The sequence below is a fragment of the Winogradskyella ludwigii genome, from assembly GCF_013403985.1.
GTDB lineage: Bacteria > Bacteroidota > Bacteroidia > Flavobacteriales > Flavobacteriaceae > Winogradskyella > Winogradskyella ludwigii.
Genome location: NZ_JABFDF010000001.1, coordinates 1,249,756 through 1,269,417, shown reverse-complemented (window position 1 = coordinate 1,269,417; position 19,662 = coordinate 1,249,756). Strand labels below are relative to the sequence as shown.

General features: G+C 30.6%; 19 protein-coding genes. 5 read left to right on the top strand and 14 right to left on the bottom strand.

What is annotated here, in order from left to right; genetic code table 11:
- Nucleotides 1-46 precede the first annotated feature (46 nt).
- The 5 genes from HM981_RS05365 to HM981_RS05345 are packed head-to-tail and all read right to left on the bottom strand — an operon-like array spanning nucleotide 47 to nucleotide 4,103.
- The gene (locus tag HM981_RS05365) at nucleotides 47-769 is read right to left on the bottom strand and encodes an ABC transporter ATP-binding protein (RefSeq protein WP_179337543.1); all 723 of its coding nucleotides are present in this window, start codon (nucleotides 767-769) and stop codon (nucleotides 47-49) included.
- 23 nt (nucleotides 770-792) lie between these two features.
- Nucleotides 793-2,271: a DUF5687 family protein gene (locus HM981_RS05360; protein WP_179337542.1), complete on the bottom strand. Its 1,479-nt coding sequence runs from the start codon at nucleotides 2,269-2,271 to the stop codon at nucleotides 793-795.
- Nucleotides 2,272-2,322: 51 nt separating this feature from the next.
- Nucleotides 2,323-3,012, bottom strand: coding sequence for a hypothetical protein (locus HM981_RS05355; RefSeq protein ID WP_179337541.1), 690 nt, complete (start codon nucleotides 3,010-3,012; stop codon nucleotides 2,323-2,325).
- Nucleotides 3,009-3,731, bottom strand: coding sequence for a hypothetical protein (locus HM981_RS05350; protein WP_179337540.1), 723 nt, complete (start codon nucleotides 3,729-3,731; stop codon nucleotides 3,009-3,011). The genes HM981_RS05355 and HM981_RS05350 overlap by 4 nt, the downstream gene beginning before the upstream one ends.
- Before the next feature lie 39 nt (nucleotides 3,732-3,770).
- On the bottom strand, nucleotides 3,771-4,103 hold the full coding sequence (locus HM981_RS05345) for a PadR family transcriptional regulator (protein ID WP_179337539.1): 333 nt from the start codon (nucleotides 4,101-4,103) through the stop codon (nucleotides 3,771-3,773).
- Between the two features lie 159 nt (nucleotides 4,104-4,262).
- Between HM981_RS05345 and HM981_RS05340 the strand changes: the two genes are divergently transcribed.
- Nucleotides 4,263-5,321, top strand: a complete 1,059-nt coding sequence (locus HM981_RS05340) for a 2Fe-2S iron-sulfur cluster-binding protein (protein WP_179337538.1) — start codon at nucleotides 4,263-4,265, stop codon at nucleotides 5,319-5,321.
- A gap of 130 nt (nucleotides 5,322-5,451) precedes the next feature.
- Here the strand turns inward: HM981_RS05340 and HM981_RS05335 are convergent, their stop codons facing one another.
- Together HM981_RS05335 and HM981_RS05330 are read right to left on the bottom strand one after the other, a co-directional pair.
- The gene (locus tag HM981_RS05335) at nucleotides 5,452-6,468 is read right to left on the bottom strand and encodes a glycosyltransferase family 9 protein (protein WP_246286111.1); all 1,017 of its coding nucleotides are present in this window, start codon (nucleotides 6,466-6,468) and stop codon (nucleotides 5,452-5,454) included.
- Nucleotides 6,469-6,523: 55 nt separating this feature from the next.
- Nucleotides 6,524-7,132: a DUF4254 domain-containing protein gene (locus tag HM981_RS05330; RefSeq protein ID WP_179337537.1), complete on the bottom strand. Its 609-nt coding sequence runs from the start codon at nucleotides 7,130-7,132 to the stop codon at nucleotides 6,524-6,526.
- Between the two features lie 72 nt (nucleotides 7,133-7,204).
- Between HM981_RS05330 and upp the strand changes: the two genes are divergently transcribed.
- Nucleotides 7,205-7,864 carry a uracil phosphoribosyltransferase gene (gene upp / locus HM981_RS05325; RefSeq protein WP_179337536.1) on the top strand — a complete coding sequence of 220 codons (660 nt, stop codon included), beginning with the start codon at nucleotides 7,205-7,207 and terminating at the stop codon, nucleotides 7,862-7,864.
- On the opposite strand, the gene HM981_RS05320 is transcribed toward upp, so the two are convergent.
- Nucleotides 7,853-8,770, bottom strand: coding sequence for a DUF6427 family protein (locus HM981_RS05320; protein ID WP_179337535.1), 918 nt, complete (start codon nucleotides 8,768-8,770; stop codon nucleotides 7,853-7,855). The two genes, upp and HM981_RS05320, sit on opposite strands and share 12 nt — an antisense overlap.
- A 179-nt stretch (nucleotides 8,771-8,949) precedes the next feature.
- Between HM981_RS05320 and HM981_RS05315 the strand changes: the two genes are divergently transcribed.
- Entirely contained in the window at nucleotides 8,950-9,177 is a 228-nt protein-coding gene (locus HM981_RS05315; protein WP_179337534.1) for a DUF6341 family protein, read from the top strand.
- 11 nt (nucleotides 9,178-9,188) lie between these two features.
- Here HM981_RS05315 and purD read toward each other — a convergent pair whose 3' ends face one another.
- Nucleotides 9,189-10,460, bottom strand: coding sequence for a phosphoribosylamine--glycine ligase (gene purD / locus HM981_RS05310; RefSeq protein WP_179337533.1), 1,272 nt, complete (start codon nucleotides 10,458-10,460; stop codon nucleotides 9,189-9,191).
- An 84-nt stretch (nucleotides 10,461-10,544) separates the two neighbouring features.
- On the opposite strand from purD, the gene HM981_RS05305 reads away from it, so the two are divergent.
- The gene (locus tag HM981_RS05305; RefSeq protein ID WP_179337532.1) at nucleotides 10,545-11,855 is read left to right on the top strand and encodes a phenylacetate--CoA ligase family protein; all 1,311 of its coding nucleotides are present in this window, start codon (nucleotides 10,545-10,547) and stop codon (nucleotides 11,853-11,855) included.
- 7 nt (nucleotides 11,856-11,862) lie between these two features.
- Complete coding sequence (locus HM981_RS05300; RefSeq protein WP_179337531.1) at nucleotides 11,863-13,023, top strand: glycosyltransferase family 4 protein; 1,161 nt, start codon at nucleotides 11,863-11,865, stop codon at nucleotides 13,021-13,023.
- On the opposite strand, the gene HM981_RS05295 is transcribed toward HM981_RS05300, so the two are convergent.
- From HM981_RS05295 to HM981_RS05275, 5 genes are all read right to left on the bottom strand, one after another.
- Nucleotides 13,020-14,375 carry an exopolysaccharide biosynthesis polyprenyl glycosylphosphotransferase gene (locus HM981_RS05295; protein ID WP_179337530.1) on the bottom strand — a complete coding sequence of 452 codons (1,356 nt, stop codon included), beginning with the start codon at nucleotides 14,373-14,375 and terminating at the stop codon, nucleotides 13,020-13,022. The two genes, HM981_RS05300 and HM981_RS05295, sit on opposite strands and share 4 nt — an antisense overlap.
- Before the next feature lie 215 nt (nucleotides 14,376-14,590).
- A complete protein-coding gene (locus tag HM981_RS05290; RefSeq protein ID WP_179337529.1) occupies nucleotides 14,591-15,436 on the bottom strand; it encodes a hypothetical protein in 846 nt (281 codons plus the stop codon).
- Between the two features lie 298 nt (nucleotides 15,437-15,734).
- Complete coding sequence (locus HM981_RS05285) at nucleotides 15,735-16,829, bottom strand: DUF1972 domain-containing protein (RefSeq protein WP_179337528.1); 1,095 nt, start codon at nucleotides 16,827-16,829, stop codon at nucleotides 15,735-15,737.
- Complete coding sequence (locus HM981_RS05280; protein WP_179337527.1) at nucleotides 16,789-18,546, bottom strand: O-antigen ligase family protein; 1,758 nt, start codon at nucleotides 18,544-18,546, stop codon at nucleotides 16,789-16,791. Before HM981_RS05280 ends, HM981_RS05285 begins: the two co-directional genes overlap by 41 nt.
- 7 nt (nucleotides 18,547-18,553) lie before the next feature.
- Nucleotides 18,554-19,648, bottom strand: a complete 1,095-nt coding sequence (locus HM981_RS05275) for a glycosyltransferase family 4 protein (RefSeq protein ID WP_179337526.1) — start codon at nucleotides 19,646-19,648, stop codon at nucleotides 18,554-18,556.
- Nucleotides 19,649-19,662: the final 14 nt, after the last annotated feature.

Genomic DNA, 19,662 nt, shown 5'->3' with positions numbered 1-19,662 from the left:
CGTAACTAATTAAATAATTACGAGTTTTACTTTAATGTAAAATTGACTACTCTTCTTCCTCTTGAACAATAGCGCTACTTCCAAAATGTGCTTCGAGCTCTTTTAAAGTGGTAGGATTGGTTTCTAAATCCTTTACCACATTTCCTTTTTCTAATACAACAATACGCTCGCAAACATCTGTAACGTGTGTAAGATCGTGACTAGATACTAAAACGGTAACCCCTTGTTTTTCGGCTAAATTTTTAATAATTTGTTTTAGTCGTATTTGAGTTGTTGGATCTAGATTAGCAAAAGGCTCATCTAAAATTATCACTTCAGGATTACCAATAAGTGCTGCTACAATTCCGGCTTTCTTTTGATTTCCCTTACTTAAATCTCTCAGGTATTTTTTCTTTCCTATAATTTCTCCGTTAAAGAAATCTTCAAACTTAGAGGTTAAATTATCTACATCTGCTTTGTTCTGTCCTCGCAGTTCTCCAATAAAATAAAAATATTCTTCTGGTGTTAGGTAACCGATTAAAAAACTTTCGTCTATAAACGAAGACGTAAATGGTTTCCAATCTTCACTTTCACTAACCACCACACTATTGCTAGTAATGCTACCTGTTGTAGGTCTAATTAAATCTAGAAGCAAACTGAAATACGTTGTTTTTCCTGCTCCATTGTTTCCTACTAAACCAAAACTTTGGCCTTTAGGAATGGTTAATTCTTCGATATTAAGAACTGTTGTTCCGTTATATGTTTTGGTGAGGTCTTTTGTATATATCATAATGAGATGTATTAATTTTGTTATTAACTGTCTTGACTAAAAGCGTTAATCATTTTGTATTTTGAATCGAGATATTTTTTGGTAATGCCTTTCATTAATCTTTTATGAAAAACAATGCCTGCAACTCCTAGAATTATTAAAAAGACAATTGCAGCTCCAAAACCTATTAACCAATTTATAAGTCCGAATAATCCCATTGGCACCAACATTAAAGGAATACCAATGAGCCATTGTACAGCTCCTGTTCCTTGATAATTAAAGGCGGCTTTTTTATCTAATTCTATTTTTTTACGGTTAAAAGATCCACCCCAAAGTATAACATGCGTATTCACTCCAATATTATAGATTGCTGCAGCAAAATGTGCAATTAAAATTTTATAACCAAAGTACACGTAAGGGATTCCTAAAACGAACAGAAGCACAACACTAATCACCATTAAAATAAATTTTGAACGTAAATATTGCTCGTACTTAATGTTCTGACTCATTAGTAATTTATAGTAACCACTATCCCAAGCTGGAATAAATTGTCCGAAATTAATCAAGAAAAATCCTGTTGAAAAAATACCAATGAAGGCAGACATAAATGTCATTTCTCTATAGATTTCTTGAGGATAAAAGAATAATCCATAAAGCACACCTACCAATAAAAGCATTGCCATTGATTTTGTTCTTTTATTTCTCCAAATCAGTTTTAAATCTAATTGCATAAATGGCGCAATGTCTCCAAAACGCTTGGTCCATGATAAGTCTGCGGCATTTACTTCGGTTACTTTAGATTTTAGTGAACTATCTAAATACAATTTCTTTATTAACGTTTTAAAGTTGAAAACATAACACGCTACTAAAATTGCTATTGGAATTAAAATTAGAATTGGATTGCTCGCTATAGCTAAAAATGCACCTCCAATTAATGAAGTCATTGATAGTATATTGAAAAAATTTAAAGCGAATAAAGTCCCAACAACACCAAGTATTGGTAAAAATGATAATTCAGATTCTGCCGAAAAGGCTTCAATTATAAAGTTTAAGAAATTAGTAATGAGCACCACAATTATCATAGTAAATAGCCATGTTAATATTATAGAGGTTTCGTAACCGTCTGAAATTAGCATGATACTAAAAGGTATAATGGCAAATAGTGGCAAAAAGTTAAAGAATGATAATGCCGATTTCCCTAAAACAAAGTTAACAACCGTTGACCGTTTTATAGGCAGTGTTAGCAATGGTTTTACACTCATTACTGGTAACTTTTGCAAAAAGAAGCGCATTAGCAAATCTCCAATAATCCAATAAAAGAGATAGTTATTTGCAATTACAAAAGCATCTTGTTCTGGGAACATTTCTTTTAATAAAAAGAGTAATCCAAATCCTAATGCTGAAAAAGAGGCAATAAAATAAAGCGCAAAAAATACCATTAAGATATTAATAGCCATATTTTTTTGCCAATACGACGAACGAAAATATTGTTTCCGTTCGAGATAGAGAAAGTGTTTTATCATAGTGTAATGATGGGTTGGTTTAAATGATAAGTATGAAAAACCAGAAATTTGTTACAAACTAAATTCAGGATAAGTTTCGTTTAGTAGTTTTTCAGCTTTATTTGGAATGATTTCAAAACTAATATAATTGACTAATACTAAAACTGTGAATGCTAATGACAAACCAACAATAGCATAACTATTGGTGAGAAATTTATCTGAGATTATAAATACATTATAGATCTGAGATAAAAAAACTAAAGATGTTGCTCCAGCTTGTTTATATATCATTTCTTCTAGCATCCATTTTTTATTAGATCGTTCTTTTCTACGTCTAAATTGTCTATTTAATTGAATCGTTTTATACATCACCCATACACCAATAAACACATAAAAAATCGCAGAAGAAATGGCTACAAAATCAGAAGAAAATGCTACATAGAATAACATAAACAAACCTATTGTTGAAATAATCTGAGGTAGCTCAAACCATTTCTTAAGTTCAGTCCACATGTAACGCATATAGCGTTTATTCATGGCTTTAGATTTTTGCTCAATGGCATCCATAAAACCAAAAATCCCGAATTTCTTAAAAGCTTTGTTTTTAGCATCCTCAAAACTAAATTTAGGCTGTTTTTGCCATTGAGTTTCAATATCGTTGGCTAAATGATCTACGAGTTCGGTTTGCAAATCGTAGTGTTCTACAAAATGTTGTCTTGTAAAAGCGTAGAGATCTTGTATTTGGGATTCGGTGAGTTTCATGTTGTTAAAAGCTGATAACGTTCATTGTAAGTATTATAAATTTTAATAAAGTTATTTAAACTATGTCTACTAAATACAAATAGTAAAGCAAAAAGAATAAATAAGATATAATACGGTTTCATTTCAAGGCCTTCGTAATGCCAATTAAAAAGCATAATTAACCAATATGGCATTTGAGTTAATAACAGCGATGATGATATTGCTAGTTGCATATTCAGCGATTTAGTTTTAAACTTTTTTAAACCACCATAAAATAATTTAGTAAACTCAGTAATAATTATTCCTGACATAGCTACAAAGAGTCCCACTTTAATACTGTATTGATAAGCTATGAGAGTTACTATTGTTAGCACTAGTAATTCTATAAAAAACCTAATCGAAGAAATAAAAGGTAAAAATGTTTTCCAATATGTCTTTCGATGTTTCCTCCCAATTTCCTTTTGCTTTTGTTTAATAAACTTCTTAAATCCAATATTACTTTGATATAATCCTTTTTCAAAAATCTTGTCTTTAGAGACACCAAACTCAACAAACTGATTTCCAAAACCTCTATGCACTTCTAACAACGCTTCGTTAAAAGAAATGCCATCATTGGATATTTTAGTTTCTACAGCAGAAACAATATGATCTAACAATTCTAAACGCACATCCCAATACTTCACCTCGTTTTTAATGAGATAGTGGTCTATAAATTGTATTTCTTGTTTGGTTAGTTTCATTTTTAATAAGGAATTAGACCTGCTAGGTCTGTAATTCTTTTACGCCAATTTCGGATTCACTAAGGCTTGCATCGTTTTAATATACTCGGCTAACTCTTCAAGCTTATTAACGGTTTCTTTAGTTCCAGTTTCTGTTAGCTTGTAATATTTACGCAAACGGTTATCTACTTTAGCGACTTCAACATCTAACAAGCCTTCAGCTTCTAACTTATGTAACGCAGGATAAAGTGCGCCTTCAGTTATTTTAAGTTCACCTTTAGTTAATGCCTTTACCTTTTGGGTAATTTCGTAACCATACATTTTATCATGCTCGTTTAATAGCTTTAAAATGATGGTGGTTAAACTGCCTTTATATAATTTTGAATTGCTCATCGTATTACAAATATATACATAATTTTCTTATGTATAAGAACCTTATGTATATTGGTCTTTAAAAAATAGCTGATTGGTTTGACTTCGGCTTCGCTCAGCCACCAAAAAAACCCGCTAGGTATGTAAGAGATTGTTTATCTTTGCAAAAAATTATTTTTAATGTCACATTTTCACTCACTCTCTATAAAATCAATTGATAAGGTAACCGATACTGCTGTTGCTATAACTTTTGATGTTCCTGAAAATCTAAAGGAAAAATTCAGCTTTATAGCCGGACAATATATTACTCTAAAAACATCTATTAATGGCGAAGACATAAGAAGAGATTATTCTATCTGTGCTTCAAAAAACAGTGGAGACCTTACAGTTGCTGTCAAAGCAGTAGAAAATGGTACGTTTTCTGTTTATGCTAATACTTCTTTAAAAACAGGTGATACTTTAGAAGTTGCAGAACCAAATGGTCGTTTTACCTTTGAAGCTAATGCTGCTAAAACAAGAACTATTGCTGCTTTTGCTGCAGGAAGTGGTATTACTCCTGTTCTTAGTATTGCTAAAACACTTTTGGAAGAGGAACCATTTAGTAATTTCATATTAGTTTACGGAAATAAAACGTTAGCAGATGCGATGTTTGCTAAAGATATACTTGAACTAAAACAAAAGTATGATAACCGTTTTCATGCCCATTTTATTTACAGTCAGTCTCAAGAAGCAGATGCCTTATTTGGTAGAATTGAAAAAAGTACGGTTAACCTCATCGTAAAAAATAAATATAAAGGTGTAACTATTGAAAGATTCTTTCTCTGTGGACCAGAACAAATGATTCACACTGTAAAAGATGTGTTGATAGAAAATGGCGTGAAGGAAAAAGCCATTTCTTTCGAATTATTTACAGCTCCTGTTTCTGCAGATACTAATGTTGTTTCTGATTTACTTGCTGGACAAACTAAAATTAAAATTGTTGTTGACGAAGAAGAATTTGAATTTAACATGTCTCAAGAAAAAACGATTCTTGATGCGGCTTTAAAACAAAATATTGATGCTCCTTATTCTTGTCAAGGCGGAATTTGTAGCAGTTGTATTGCTAAAGTTACTGAAGGCACAGCTAAAATGCGTCAGAATAGCATTTTAACAGACAGCGAAGTTGCAGAAGGCTTGATATTAACGTGCCAAGCACATCCAACGTCTGCGACGTTAGCTATAGATTACGATGATGTTTAATCTAGATTATTAGATTCGTTAGATTTTTGGATCATTAGATATACAGACCTTTCATGTTTTAATAACGTGAAAGGTCTTTTTGTTTTCAAAAGGTTCTCTATACAAAATTCTAAAAAGTGGTATCGAGAAGTTATATAATCTCTTTTATCTTTGAAAGAATCGTTTCCTCAGAAATACTTCCTGCTGCGTTCTCATAACCTTCAGGAAATTTATTGCCATAAATAGATGTTGGAATTAAAGGATATTCTTCTCTATCTGCTGTTAAAGCAAAATCTTTTGGCTGATTGAAAGGTGCAAACCCAGCAAAAGGATGTGTTACGCCCCAAATTGTAATTACTTTTTTGCCTAACATTGCAGCCATATGTGCATTTCCAGAATCCATAGCCAACATTAAGTCTAGATTTGAAATGAGTGCTAATTCATTTTCTAAATTTAATTTTCCTGCAACGGATTTTACATTGTTGAATTTTGCTTCAAACTGATCTAAAATTTCAACCTCTTTTTTTCCACCTCCAAATAAAATGATATTGTAGTTTTGAGACAATTCTTCGATAACCCTTTCCATTTGAGCTAAAGGATACATTTTACTGTCGTGTGCTGCAAAAGGTGCAATACCTATAGTTTTAAAATCTACATTAAAAATAAAAGCTTTTAATTCTTGAGATAATGGTTTTGGCTTTGAAAAAGCAGGATCAGATAAATTCAAAGAATAACCTAAGGCTTCAAAAACTTCAGCGTAACGTTGATGTGTGGTTTTTAGTTGCTTAAAAGATGCACTAGAAGTAAGTGCTTTCTTTTCGGCTCTACCTTTATTTAATTGGACTACTTTTTTACCGAAGAAAAAGAATTTTAATATTTTACTTCTGAGTACGTTATGTAAATCTGCAACCACATCAAACCTTAAAGCTTTGAGTTCTTTGGATAGTTTAAATAATCCTAAAACACCTTTATGCTTGCCTTTAAAATCGGCAGTATAAACACTTACATTTTTTAAATCTTGAAAGAAAGGTTTAAAGAATGCTCTAGTGACTACTGTAATTTTTAATTCGGGATATTGTGTGGTTAATGCTCGTAATACAGGAACTGTCATCGCAACGTCTCCCATAGCAGAAAACCTAAGGACTAGTATGTGTTTTGGTTTTGGCATGTTTTTGTATAAACCTGTCTAATTTTTAAAAACTAAACAGGTTCGGTCTCACGAATTATTTCTGTCCTCTCAAAACAGGGTTTAATTCGTCATCATTGTACATTTTCATTTGCTTGTAAACTTTCATGTACTTATCTCCATTTGCAATATCGGTAAGCATATCGTCTATGGCAGTACTTAAATCTACACGTTGCTCTAATAACACGTTAAGTTTTGTCTGGCAAGCCGCTTTATGCGCATCGCTAGCATCTTCTCTCACGGTTTCTAAATGCATATGGTAAATCTTTAAAGCTAAAATAGATAAGCGATCTATAGCCCAAGCAGGACTTTCAGAATTAATCTTAGCACCTGATTTTACGGTTACATCTTTATATTTATCAAGGAAATAACTATCAATATACTCAACGGTATCTGTTCTATCTTGGTTAGAAGCATCAATCATACGTTTTAGCTTTAATGCAGCAACAGGATCTATGTTTGGGTCTCTAATAATATCTTCATAAGCCCATTGAACGGTATCTATCCATGATTTTCTATATAATAAGTGCGCAATAAGATCGTCGTTTTTATCATACTTATTTGTAAAAGACTGATCTACGGTGTTTAAAACCTTATACGTTTTAATAACCTCTTGAAAAATTGCGTTTGCTTTTTGTGAAAACATAATGAAATTGATTTAATGTTTACAAATATAGTAGGAATTATTAACTTTAACCACTGAACCAATTTCCATAATATGCAAATTCATAACCTTTCTGAAACGCCTTCAATCTTAAATACTTTTATGTCTGAATTAAGAGATAAAACCATTCAAAAAGACAGCATGCGCTTCCGTAGAAATATTGAACGCATTGGAGAAATAATGAGTTATGAATTGAGTAAATCGCTTCAATTTAATGCCACTACTATTGAAACCCCTTTAGGTAATTCTGAAACCGTCTTACACAAAAAGGATATTGTTTTATGCTCAATTTTAAGAGCTGGTGTGCCGCTTCATAATGGATTATTAAACTATTTTGATGCTGCTGAAAATGCTTTTATTTCGGCTTATAGACATCATAAGCACGATCCTGAAAGCTTTGAAATTATAGTAGAATATTTAGCCTGCCCTAGTTTAGAGGGTAAAACGTTAATATTGGCAGATCCTATGTTAGCCACAGGGCAATCTATGGTTGCAACATTTGAAGCTCTAAAACCCTTTGGCACTCCTAAAGACATTCATTTAGTAAGTATTATTGGTGCTCAAGAAGGTGTTGATTACGTGTCTAGTGCTTTTGATGCAGATGTAAAACTTTGGATTGCTGCAATAGACGAAAATTTAAACGAAAAAGGTTATATTATTCCTGGGCTAGGAGATGCTGGTGATTTAGCATTTGGTAATAAATTACAACAGTAAACCAATTATTGGTGTAATAAATAAGAGTAAAACTACGACTTCCTTAAACCAACGCTCTGAGATGATTTCTATATAATTTGCCATTATAATAGAAAAAGGAGCAAACAGAAACACGTATTCACTTCCGTTTTTTAAAGGAGCAATAACAGCTACTAAAATGGCAATTATAGAGGCCCAAGCTATTAAAAAATAAGAAGGTTTTATTTTCTTGTTTTTATCTGGTATTATTCTAAAATAGGAGATGAATACCCACACAAATGAACTAAACAACACGGTAAATTTTAGGATATTTGCTTTACTATTATAAACCGAAAAGTCTAAACTAGCATAACGCTCAAAGTCTTCTGCTCTAAAGTACTCGTCATAAACGACAATATTAAATATCAATAACAATATTATACCTGTGGCAATGCCTGTAAATGGAATTATAACATTTTTAAAATCATTTTGAGAGTGGTAAATTAAGGCTACGATAACAAGGGCAAAAAACAAAATAGACCAAAAGAAGAAAAACGAAGCTAATACAATCCAAAAGCCAGCATCGAACAATTTCTTTTTTATATTTAAGTTAGAATGTAAACTTATTAAGCGTCTTAAAGCAAAAAGGATGAACAGGTTAGACAGTAATAGATCAAAGTGCATCATCGCTTCTGGAAACATTCCAAAAAGCAATGCAAAGGTCATTATAGCATAACTATTTCTTTGGGTTAAATTATTTTTTGCGACGATAAAATCGAGAAGAAAGATTACAAATAATGAAATGGCCCATTTAACGGCATTATTAAAAACACCATCAAAGTCCTTAAAAAGCAACGCATAATTAGTAATTAAAAAAAGTATGGTTACATAAACTGCAACAATGATGAAGTTTATGGGTTTAGATTTACTAAAAATACTTGTAATCATAAAGAGACTATTATTAATGTCACTTACATTTTAATACACTAGGATATAATGTAACAATTGCGAATTCAAAATAAGCTGTGAAAATTCTAACCGTACATTTATAGCTCTTTCAAACTCTTTTTGTACTTTTGCCTTTCAATCCCAATTCAACATTAGAATTGGTGTAAATTTATAAAGTTATGAAAGATTTCTTCAACGGAATAGCGGATTTATTTGTAAATGTGTTGTTTGCACCATTTGATGCACTTAAAGCATTAGAATTAGAAAGTTGGTTTGCAGCAAACACTATGTCATGGATTTTTATGGCTATTGCCTTTGTTGCATTTGTATATTGGATGTTACAACTTAAAAAACACAGTGATAGTGGTGAGGAAAACAAAAGCATTTCTTCTCACTCATATTTATAAAACATACTGGTTTACAAATCAAAACCAATATCCTTACGATAATTCATCTTATCAAAATGTAGATTTTCTATACTTTGGTAAGATTTTTTTATGGCCTCATTGTACGTGTTTCCGTAAGATGTAACTGCCATAACACGACCTCCAGACGTTACAATTTTACCATCTTGATATTTAGCTCCTGCGTGAAATACAATAGAATCTGTTACTTTTTCTACTCCTGTAATTTCTTTTCCTTTTTCGTAAGCTTCAGGATAACCACCGGAGACTAACATTACAGTTGTAGCTGCACGCTCATCTATAGTAATATTCACTTTGCTTAATGTTTGGTTTGCCATCGCTTCAAAAATCTCAACTAAGTCTGTTTTTAATCTTGGCAAAACAACCTCTGTTTCAGGATCTCCCATTCTTACATTATATTCAATAACCTTAGGATCGTCACCTACTTTTATCAAACCAATAAAAATAAAACCTACATATGGTAAGTTATCTTTCTTTAAACCTTCTACTGTAGGTTTTACAACTTGGTTTTCAATTTTATCTAAAAATTCTTTGGTAGCAAAAGGTACTGGCGAAACAGCTCCCATACCTCCTGTATTTAATCCTGTATCGCCTTCTCCAATACGTTTGTAATCTTTAGCAGTTGGTAGAATTTTATAATCTTTTCCGTCTGTTAACACAAAACAACTTAATTCAATACCGTCTAAAAATTCTTCAATAACAACTTTAGTGCTTGCTTCACCAAATTTAGCATCAACTAGCATACTTTTAAGCTCTGCTTTCGCTTCATCTAGGTCATTAAGGATTAACACTCCTTTTCCTGCCGCTAAACCATCGGCTTTTAAAACGTAAGGAGGATTTAAGGTTTCTAAAAATTTATAACCATCTTCTACATTCTCTTTTGTAAAACTCTCATAAGCTGCTGTTGGAATGTTATGACGTATCATAAATTTCTTAGCAAACTCTTTACTTCCCTCAAGTTCTGCTGCCGCTTTTTGAGGCCCTATAACACCAACATGTTTTATAGCGTCGTCTTGTAAAAAGAAATCGTGAATACCTTGTACTAATGGATCTTCTGGTCCTACGACCACTAAATCAATATTATGTTCTAAAACTGCAGATTTAATGGCTTCAAAATCGGTAACACCAATATTTAAGTTTGTAGCAATTGCTTTGGTTCCTGAGTTCCCTGGAGCTACAAAAAGTGTGTTACAGCCCTTACTTTGAGCTAATTTCCATGCAAATGTGTGTTCTCTTCCGCCAGAACCAAGTACTAAAATATTCATGTTTCAAAATTGTTTGAGCAAAAATAATTGGTTTTAAGTTTAAAAAACAATTAATTTACGGAAACCTTAAAAGCAAAAAACACTTTGCGATTATTCGATTTCTCTTTAAAAGTAAATGGCTTTGATATTAACAAGGCTAAGTCTGCTTTGGCTAAAATTCAACTTAAAAATAATTCTGATTTTGAAGCTTATGTTAGTCAACAAAAAAAAGATATTATTTCTTATCATTTAGAACATAATTCATTTTATAAAACCTTTGGATTAGCTATTAATATGGACGATTGGGACTCTATACCAATAATGACCAAACGTCATTTACAACAACCTTTAGAGCAACGATTAAGTAACGGTTTTACAACTAAAAATAGTTATGTAAATAAAACGTCCGGCAGTTCTGGTGATCCTTTTATTTTTGCAAAAGACAAATGGAGTCATGCTTTAACTTGGGCAGAAATAATGAATCGGTTTGGGTGGTATGGTATTGATTTTAACACCTCTAAACAAGCACGATTCTATGGTATTCCATTAGATAAAAAAGGCTATTACAAAGAACGCTTAAAAGACTATTTTAGTAATAGATTTCGGTTTTCGGTATTTGATTTAAGCGATACTGCGTTTGAAAACACTTTAAAGAAGTTTAAATCTACAGACTTCGATTATATAAATGGGTACACAAGCTCTATTGTTCAGTTTGCAAAATACTTGAAACGTGAAGGCATCACTTTAAAATCTGTTTGTCCTAGTTTAAAGGCTTGTATTGTAACCTCAGAAATGCTATTTGATGATGATAAACAGTTGCTAGAAACACAATTTAACCTTCCTGTTATTAACGAGTATGGAGCTTCTGAGTTAGATCTTATTGGGTTTCAAAACACAAACGATGAGTGGCAAGTAAATAGCGAAACCCTTTATGTTGAAATTTTAGATGAACATAATACCGTTTTACCCTATGGAGAAGAAGGTAGAATTGTTATTACCTCACTATACAATAAAGCCCACCCGTTTATTAGATACGATATTGGCGATATTGGAATTTTATCTAAAAATAGTACGATTAAGAAACCTATTCTTAAAAAACTGATTGGAAGAACCAATGATATTGTTGTGCTACCAAGTGGAAAGAAAGCGGCTGGACTCACCTTTTATTACATTACCAAAAGCGTCATTGAAAACGACGGCAATGTTTCAGAATTTATTGTTGAACAATTTCAATTAGATACTTTTAAAATTAGTTATGTAAGCAAAATAGAACTTTCTGAAGCTGAAGAAACTACAATTAAAAAAGCCGTGATACGTTACCTAGAACCCGATATTACTATTAATTTTGAGCGTTTAGATAAACTGAAACGCTCAAAATCTGGTAAGCTGAAACAATTTACCTCTCATTTAAAATAAAGGATTAGTGAAAAACTTAATGATAATTACCAGTTACTTTCCACCAGAAATTGGTGCGGCTTCAAATCGTATCTATCATTTGGCCGAAGGTTTAAAAGAGGAATATCATGTTAGTGTTGTAACTCCTTTACCGAATTACCCAACCGGAAAAATTTTTAAGGACTATAAAGGAAAATTCAGCTCTAAGTCCAAAGAAAATGGAATTACAATTAACCGATTATGGATTTACGCCTCTGTGTCTAAAAACAAGTTTTTACGCTTGTTTGCTATGCTTTCTTATAGCTTTAGCTTAATCTGGTTTTTTATGTGGCATAAGATTCCGAATAAAGTTATTGTGCAATCTCCACCACTTTTAGTTTCTTTTACTTGCATGTTCTTTTTACGATCTAAAAAAAGAAAGTTAATATTAAACGTGAGTGATCTTTGGCCAAGTGCTGGATTAGAATTAGGTGCTCTAAAAGATGGTTTCGCTTATAATATTCTAAAAAAACTTGAGGCTTTCAACTATAAAAAAGCCGATTTTATTTTAGGGCAAAGCAATGAAATACTTACACATATTAAGACGATAACTACAAAACCGGAATTATTTCTTTACAGAAATTTTCCTGAAATTGAATTCCCTATACTCTCTGAAAACAAAGATGATAACGGAAAAATAAAAATGGTATATGCTGGACTTTTAGGTGTAGCACAGGGTATATATAGACTTTGTAATGAATTGAATTACGATATTATTGAGTTTCATATTTACGGTTCTGGTGCTGAAGAGGAAGCTATTAAAGACTTAATTAACACTAACAAAGACTTACCGCTATATTTTCATGGTAGAGTAAATAGAGAGGAACTACATAAAGTATTATTGGATTATGACCTTACTGTTATTCCTTTATTGAATAGAATTTATGGATCTGTACCTTCTAAAATTTTTGAATATGCCAAATTGGGTTTGCCTATGCTTTATTTTGGAGGTGGTGAAGGCGAAGCGATTATAGAAAAAAACAAGCTTGGTTGGGTGGCTAATGAAAGTGATTACGATGCTTTAAATAAAACTCTAAAATCTATATTACCTACGGATTTAAACCTTGATTTAAAAATAGCTATTCAGAATACAGCCAGGATTCAATTTGATTTCTATAAACAATTAGAAACACTTAAGAAAGTTCTTTAGTAGGCTTTATCATCTCCCTTAATAGCGTTGACAAAGGTTTGTATTATGATTTTAATATCTAGTAGCATTGACCAGTTTTCAATATAGAAGATATCGTATTTTACGCGACCTATAATGTCTTTGTCTGTTTCTACTTCACCTCTGTATCCGCTAGTTTGCGCTAAACCTGTAATTCCTGGTTTAACAAAGTGCCTTACCATAAATTTATCGATCCTTTTAGCATACATTGTTGTGTGACTTACCATGTGTGGCCTTGGACCTACAACAGACATATCGCCAAATAAGACATTAAAAAATTGAGGTAACTCGTCTATACTTGTCTTTCTAATAAACTTACCTACATTAGTAACACGATCGTCTCCACGTGTTGCCTGGTAAAGGTTAGCGTCCTTATTTGGTGTCATAGATCTAAACTTATAACAGTCAAATTCCTTGTAGTTAAATCCATTTCTAGATTGTTTAAAAAAGACGGCTCCTTTAGATTCTAACTTTATAAAAATTGCAATAATAGGTGTTAACCATGATAGCACAAATACAATCACAAAACTAGATAATAGAATATCAAAAACCCGTTTTAAAACCATATTAATAGAATCCTCTAACGGTATTGTTCTTAAGGTAAGGATGGGAATATAATCGTAATATTCATACTTAAGTTTCTTCGAGTAAATCTCTTTACTATCTGGAATAAATTTTAATATCTTAAGATTGTTATCTGCAAAATCAACCACCTCTTCTACTTGCGCATTAGTTAGTTCTGAAATTGAACAATAAATCTCATCAATACCATGTTCAAGAATATACTGAAAACACTCTTTTAATGATTGTTGTTTATTTTTAAAATTGAAGGTTTTCTTATGTGAATAACCATATTCTATACTATTTACAAAGAAATTCTGTAAGGCTATAGTCTTTTTATTTTGACCTAATATTACAGTCGTTCTATAATTACCACCAAAAGATACTCTATAGCGCTGTAATAGGTAATACACTGCAAACTTAAAAATAGTAATACACAGAAAGCAGAGCATGGTGTATTTTACTATTGGTCTAGGGTATATTTCAAATTCATGATAAAGTCCAGAAAATGCAAAGACAAACAGTAAAAATAAAATCGTTTGTTTAACAACTAATGAGATTACGTTTACAGGTCTAGTGTATCTATAAACTTCATAAAAATTGGAATAAACAGAAATTAAAACCCAACCGAAAGATATAAAAACAGAAAAGATTACAACATCCTCTGGTTTTACAAGATACAAAATTGCAATACCATTAATTATACTTAAATCTATTAAGTATGAAATAGGTCTTAAATACCCAGAATATCTGCCTTGTTTAAATAAACTCAAATCTAAAAATTGTGATTAAAACTGTAATGATTACAGAATAAAAAACCTAAACATCTCTAAAAAAATGACCAGGTTTAGTTGAATTAAAATTTAGTATAAATATATGACAACAACTATAATATTATTAAATATTCCGCAAAAATAATATGCTTTATTTACTCTATAAATAATTCCTAAAAAAATATTTATACCAAAGCCACTTAAGAGGTTATTATTTAAACCGTTGAGTCTTGTATTTGTACTAAGCTAAATAACGTAATGACTAAAACAAAAGAAGATAATGGTATGTAAAATAAATTCCCACTTAAAGCTGATAATAAAACAGCAGTCGCTAAAAAGATTAATGCTAAAGTATTTCCTTTAATAATCTTAATTAACTTAAAAACAAAAACACCATAGACTAGTAAACCTGTTAAACCAAAAAACATAAATATATCTACAATCTGAAGCTCTAGTCTACTAATATCTGCACCATTGGCACCAATAAAAATATTAAAATTATCTCTAGATAAAGTTTCAATTTCACACAGTAAATTATCAGTTCTGTAAGAAAATAATGCTGATAGAAAACTATTTGAATCCATTAACTCCTTAAACGGATGTGTATTTAACAATATGATAACCAATGCCGCAAAGACAATAAAGAGTACAGATAATACTTTTATCTTAAACATCTTACTCAATTCTTTATTACATAAAACCATTAAACTCAACGCTAAACACTCCGCAAAATATACCCCTTTAATACCAGATACAATAGATAAGATTAACGTTAGTAAAAACATTTTTTTATCTCTAAAAGACCAAAATAGCATTGTTGCAGCTAAATAAAAATAAGGCGTAAAACCTTGACTTAACAAAATACCATTATATCCAAACCTAGTAAATTTGTAGGTTTCAACGATTTTAAGGCTAAATAAAGCTCCAATTATAATTACAACAGTATTTAACAGAATTGCGTATTTGAATACTTTATATAAGCTTGTTTTTATATCTAACTTTTCAATATAAAACACATAGAATAATAATGGAAAACTTAAAAACAAAAATACGTACCTCAAAAACTCTTGTTTATAAAGGTCTAAATAATCGATTTTAATTAAGAATATTACGCAGAGAATTAAAGTTAGTACTAAGACATATTTTAATTCTTTTAAAACAAATTTGAAATGTTTAATTATAAAAAAAAGACAGAAAATAATGAATGCTCCTTTTAATAATCTATTGAATTTTATGAAGTCTATTTTATGAAAAATCTCGATTTTATCTATAAAATCAGCGCATAGACTTAGAACAAAAAATAAAAGAATTATGTAACCGTAATTAAAACCTTTTGGGTTTAACTTAAAGCTTAATTTATTATTTAGCATTGATTGTTTGTAGTATAAAATTTTCGTACAATGAATTTATTTTTGGCCAATTGTATGTACTATTTATTTTATTAGTATTGGCTGTAGAGCATTTCAATTTTAAATCAAAAGCAGTGTCTTTATTCAAAATACCCTCAATATCCTCAGCATTATCAAAATATAGCGCATCTTCATTTAGAATACTTCTATTAAAAATGTTGCTATTAGCAATTATTAGAGTGTTTGACGCCATTGCTTCTAATAGTGATGGATTTGTACCACCTACTGAATGTCCATGGAAATAATACCGTGAAAAATATCTCAGATTATTTAATTGCTCCTGATTATAATTAGCTCCTACAAATTGAATTCTAGAATCATTAGAATAGGTGTTTTTTAAACCTTCTCCATATTCATTTAAACCTCCAAAAATGATTAATGGATACTTTACTTTAGATTTTACATAACCACGAATTATAGTCTCAATATTATTTTCTGGCTCTAATCTAGCAATAACTAAACAATATTCATTTTTAGTGACCTTGTATTTGGACAAGACCTCATCGCTGGCTGAATTAAATACCGTTGCTCCATAAGCAATAAATTCAGATTCCTTTTTGTAGGTAGTCATTAAATAATCTTGAATTCCAATAGAATCTGCAATTAGATAATCACTACTTTTAACTGCTAAGCGCTCTGCCGTTTTTAGAAATCTTCTTACTTTTTTTGAATACTTAGAACGTTTCCATTCCATTCCATCCATATTGGTAATAATAATTGGTGTTTTAGGTAACAATCTGTACCAAATTGAATTCGAAGTATAACCTAGTTGTAAAAGGACATCGAATTTTCTTTTTCTTGAATCTCTAATACAATTTAAGTCGTAAATAAATTGTCCGGCCGTTCCAACTTTATATTCTGGATCGTAACAATGTATAATGTTTACTCCTTTAAAGTTTTTATCTTGAAAAGGGTGATCATGAGAATTGTATACATATACCTCATGATTTTTTGATGCTAAGTAGATTGAAAAATATTCTGCAAATTGCTCAAAGCCTCCATGATTATTTGGTATTCCTCTCGTGCCTAATATTCCTATTTTCATTTGGTCTACTACTATTAATTAAGATAAGGGTTAGTGTTGTAAAAAAGAATATTCCATTTACTCTTCCAAATACTGATTCTGAAAGCATAACAGCTATAAAAAATAATGACAACTGAATTAACAAAACATCGTTGTTTTTAAGTCCTTTTCTAAAACAATATAAAGGTATTGAAATTAAAATCAATAATCCAATAAATCCTGTTCTCCAGAACGTATCTATATATTGATTATGAGGGTTAAAAGTAACATGATTTTTAAGTCCTAAACTATCCAATCTCGTGTTTAAAAGTGCATTGGTTTCTTTAGTAACTCCTTTTCCTAACAAAAAATCTGCACCACTCATTGTTGCCAATGCTTCTCTCCATAATATTAAACGCAAGGTTAAACCATTTATACGACTGTCGTTTGAATTTGCAATATGCTTTTCCTTAAGAATTGATAAATCTTCTGTATTTAAAACCTCATTAAATCGCTTTTTTAAAGGCGAAAACAATGTAACGACGATAAGTATTGGAAAAATTAAAAATAAAGCCTTCTTGTTTCTTATAACGTTTAAAAAGATAACCAACAAAGAAAATAAAAACACCATTTTAGATCCGCTGAAAATTAAAAACATAAACAACACAAACTCTAAAATATACTTGCTCTTACCTTGGTAGTATAAATTAACATAGCAGATGGAAAAAAACAAAAGATATGAAAAATAGACAGGGTGTAAATATTTTGTAAAATAGTCGAAAGATAAAAACTCAAAGTTTTGGTGTATAAAAACATCAAAAATGGATGTTAATAATAACCAGAATCCTATCAATAAAGCCGAAACAGGAAATAAGGCTAAGTACTTTCTATCGGATAAAGACGGTAAAACTATGCCTAAAATTGCCAAAGGTAGAAACCTCTCAATGGTAGACATCTCATTGAAACTCTCTACTGAAACAAAAAGATTATTTAAAAGATAGACTAAGAAAAACCCTAAAATTAGAAGGTTTACCTTCTGAGATTTTATAGCTCTCCACGAAATGGTCTTAACATTTAAAACTGCCATTACAATTAAAGCAATATTATACAAAGGTGCTGGTAAAAACACACTTAAAATAAGAACAGCTATAGTGACACTTTGTATACTAATTGGCTTTAAATCTAAAGGTTTTAGATGTTTTATAACTAATAAAGCTAGACCAATTAGAATTAGTAAAGGAATGATTAATAGGTAAACATTATTAAAATCTGAACTGTAAATATATCCTTTAGGCAACTCAATAAAAGCATGCTGACCTCTAACGTCTATTGCATAACCATTATTTGAACCCTTGAGTTTTAAGCGATCCACAGTTTTAATTTCACTCAATTTAATATCACGAATCTTATTTTCGCTTTTTAACTTAATGCTATATATCGCAAGATTTTTAGACGGTTTTTCAAAATATAACCTAACGCGTCTTATTTTAGAATTACCACTAATGTTGGCTGTGTATGTAGAATCTGCCTCGTTTTTATAAAAATACGGAGTGGTAAAATCAATTTTTTTACTTTCGTCTTTAACAGCATATGTAATTGGAACGGCATCTTTTGTCAAATGACTATTAAGTACGATCTCGATAGCGGTTATATTTTCATCTAATACTGTATATGTTTTAAAAATATAAGCCCCTAATCCTATAGAGAAAGAAACGATGATAATTAATAATATCGATAGAAAACGTTGCTTAACTTTCAAATTATTATTACTTATTTTTATAATCCGATTCTATAATTGTTTTGAAATCTTTGGCAATTACTTTCCAGTTGTACTTTGATAAAATTGCTTCATATAAAGCGTTAAAATCATAGTCATTAACTAATGATTCTTCAATTTTAATTTTAAGTTCATCAACATCGTAAGGGTTAAACGTAAGCTCAGTTGGTAAATTAAAATCTTTCATTGCTGTAGTGTCAGCACAAAGTACTTTTTTCTGAAGCGCCATAGCCTCTAATGGTGGAATTCCAAAACCTTCTGCAAACGAAGGAAAAACAAAAAGTGAGCAATTCTTATAATAACTAACTAATCCCTCATTATTAATATTTTCTATGCAGACTAGTGACTCTCCTAATTCTTCTTTATATGAATTTTTATATGCTTCATATTCTGGATAAGCAATATCACTCTTTCCAATAAACACCAGTTTGTAACCCTTATCTTTTAATTTTAATTCAACAAAAGCCTTTAAGAGATTTAAATGATTTTTACGAGGTTCAATTCTTGAAACGTAGAGTATGTATTTTGATGGTGTATCTATTTGCGGAATTTCTGTATTATAAAATTCGTCATTAACCGCATTAGGTGTTACGTAAATACTGTCACTACTAATGCTATATAATTCAGAAATTTTTATTTTGGAAAACTCAGATACTGTTAATAGAATATCAGCTTTTTTAGCAGAAAATTTATGAAGTAAGTGATTAATTATTCGACCTTTAAGAGGAAAATAGTGCTTAAACTCTTTTTGTTCAAACAAAATATCATGAATAGTAACAATATATCTACACTTGCTTATTGGCACTATTGTATATTGAAAATGAGAATAATCAATATTATATTTTTTAATAATTTTAGGTAATTCATTTATTAACCTAAAAACTTTATTCTGTTTTTTTAATTTGAGAAATGTAACATGATCAAATTCACCAAATTCAGCTTTTAAATTTTCTACATCAGTCGCTGCGAAAAAGAAATTCCAGTTTTTACATATCGGAATAAGGGCCGAATAAAGCCCTTTTAGATGAGATCTAGTACCTTGATATTTACTATCAAAAACATGAGCGTCGATTAATATATTCATAAACTAAAACCACC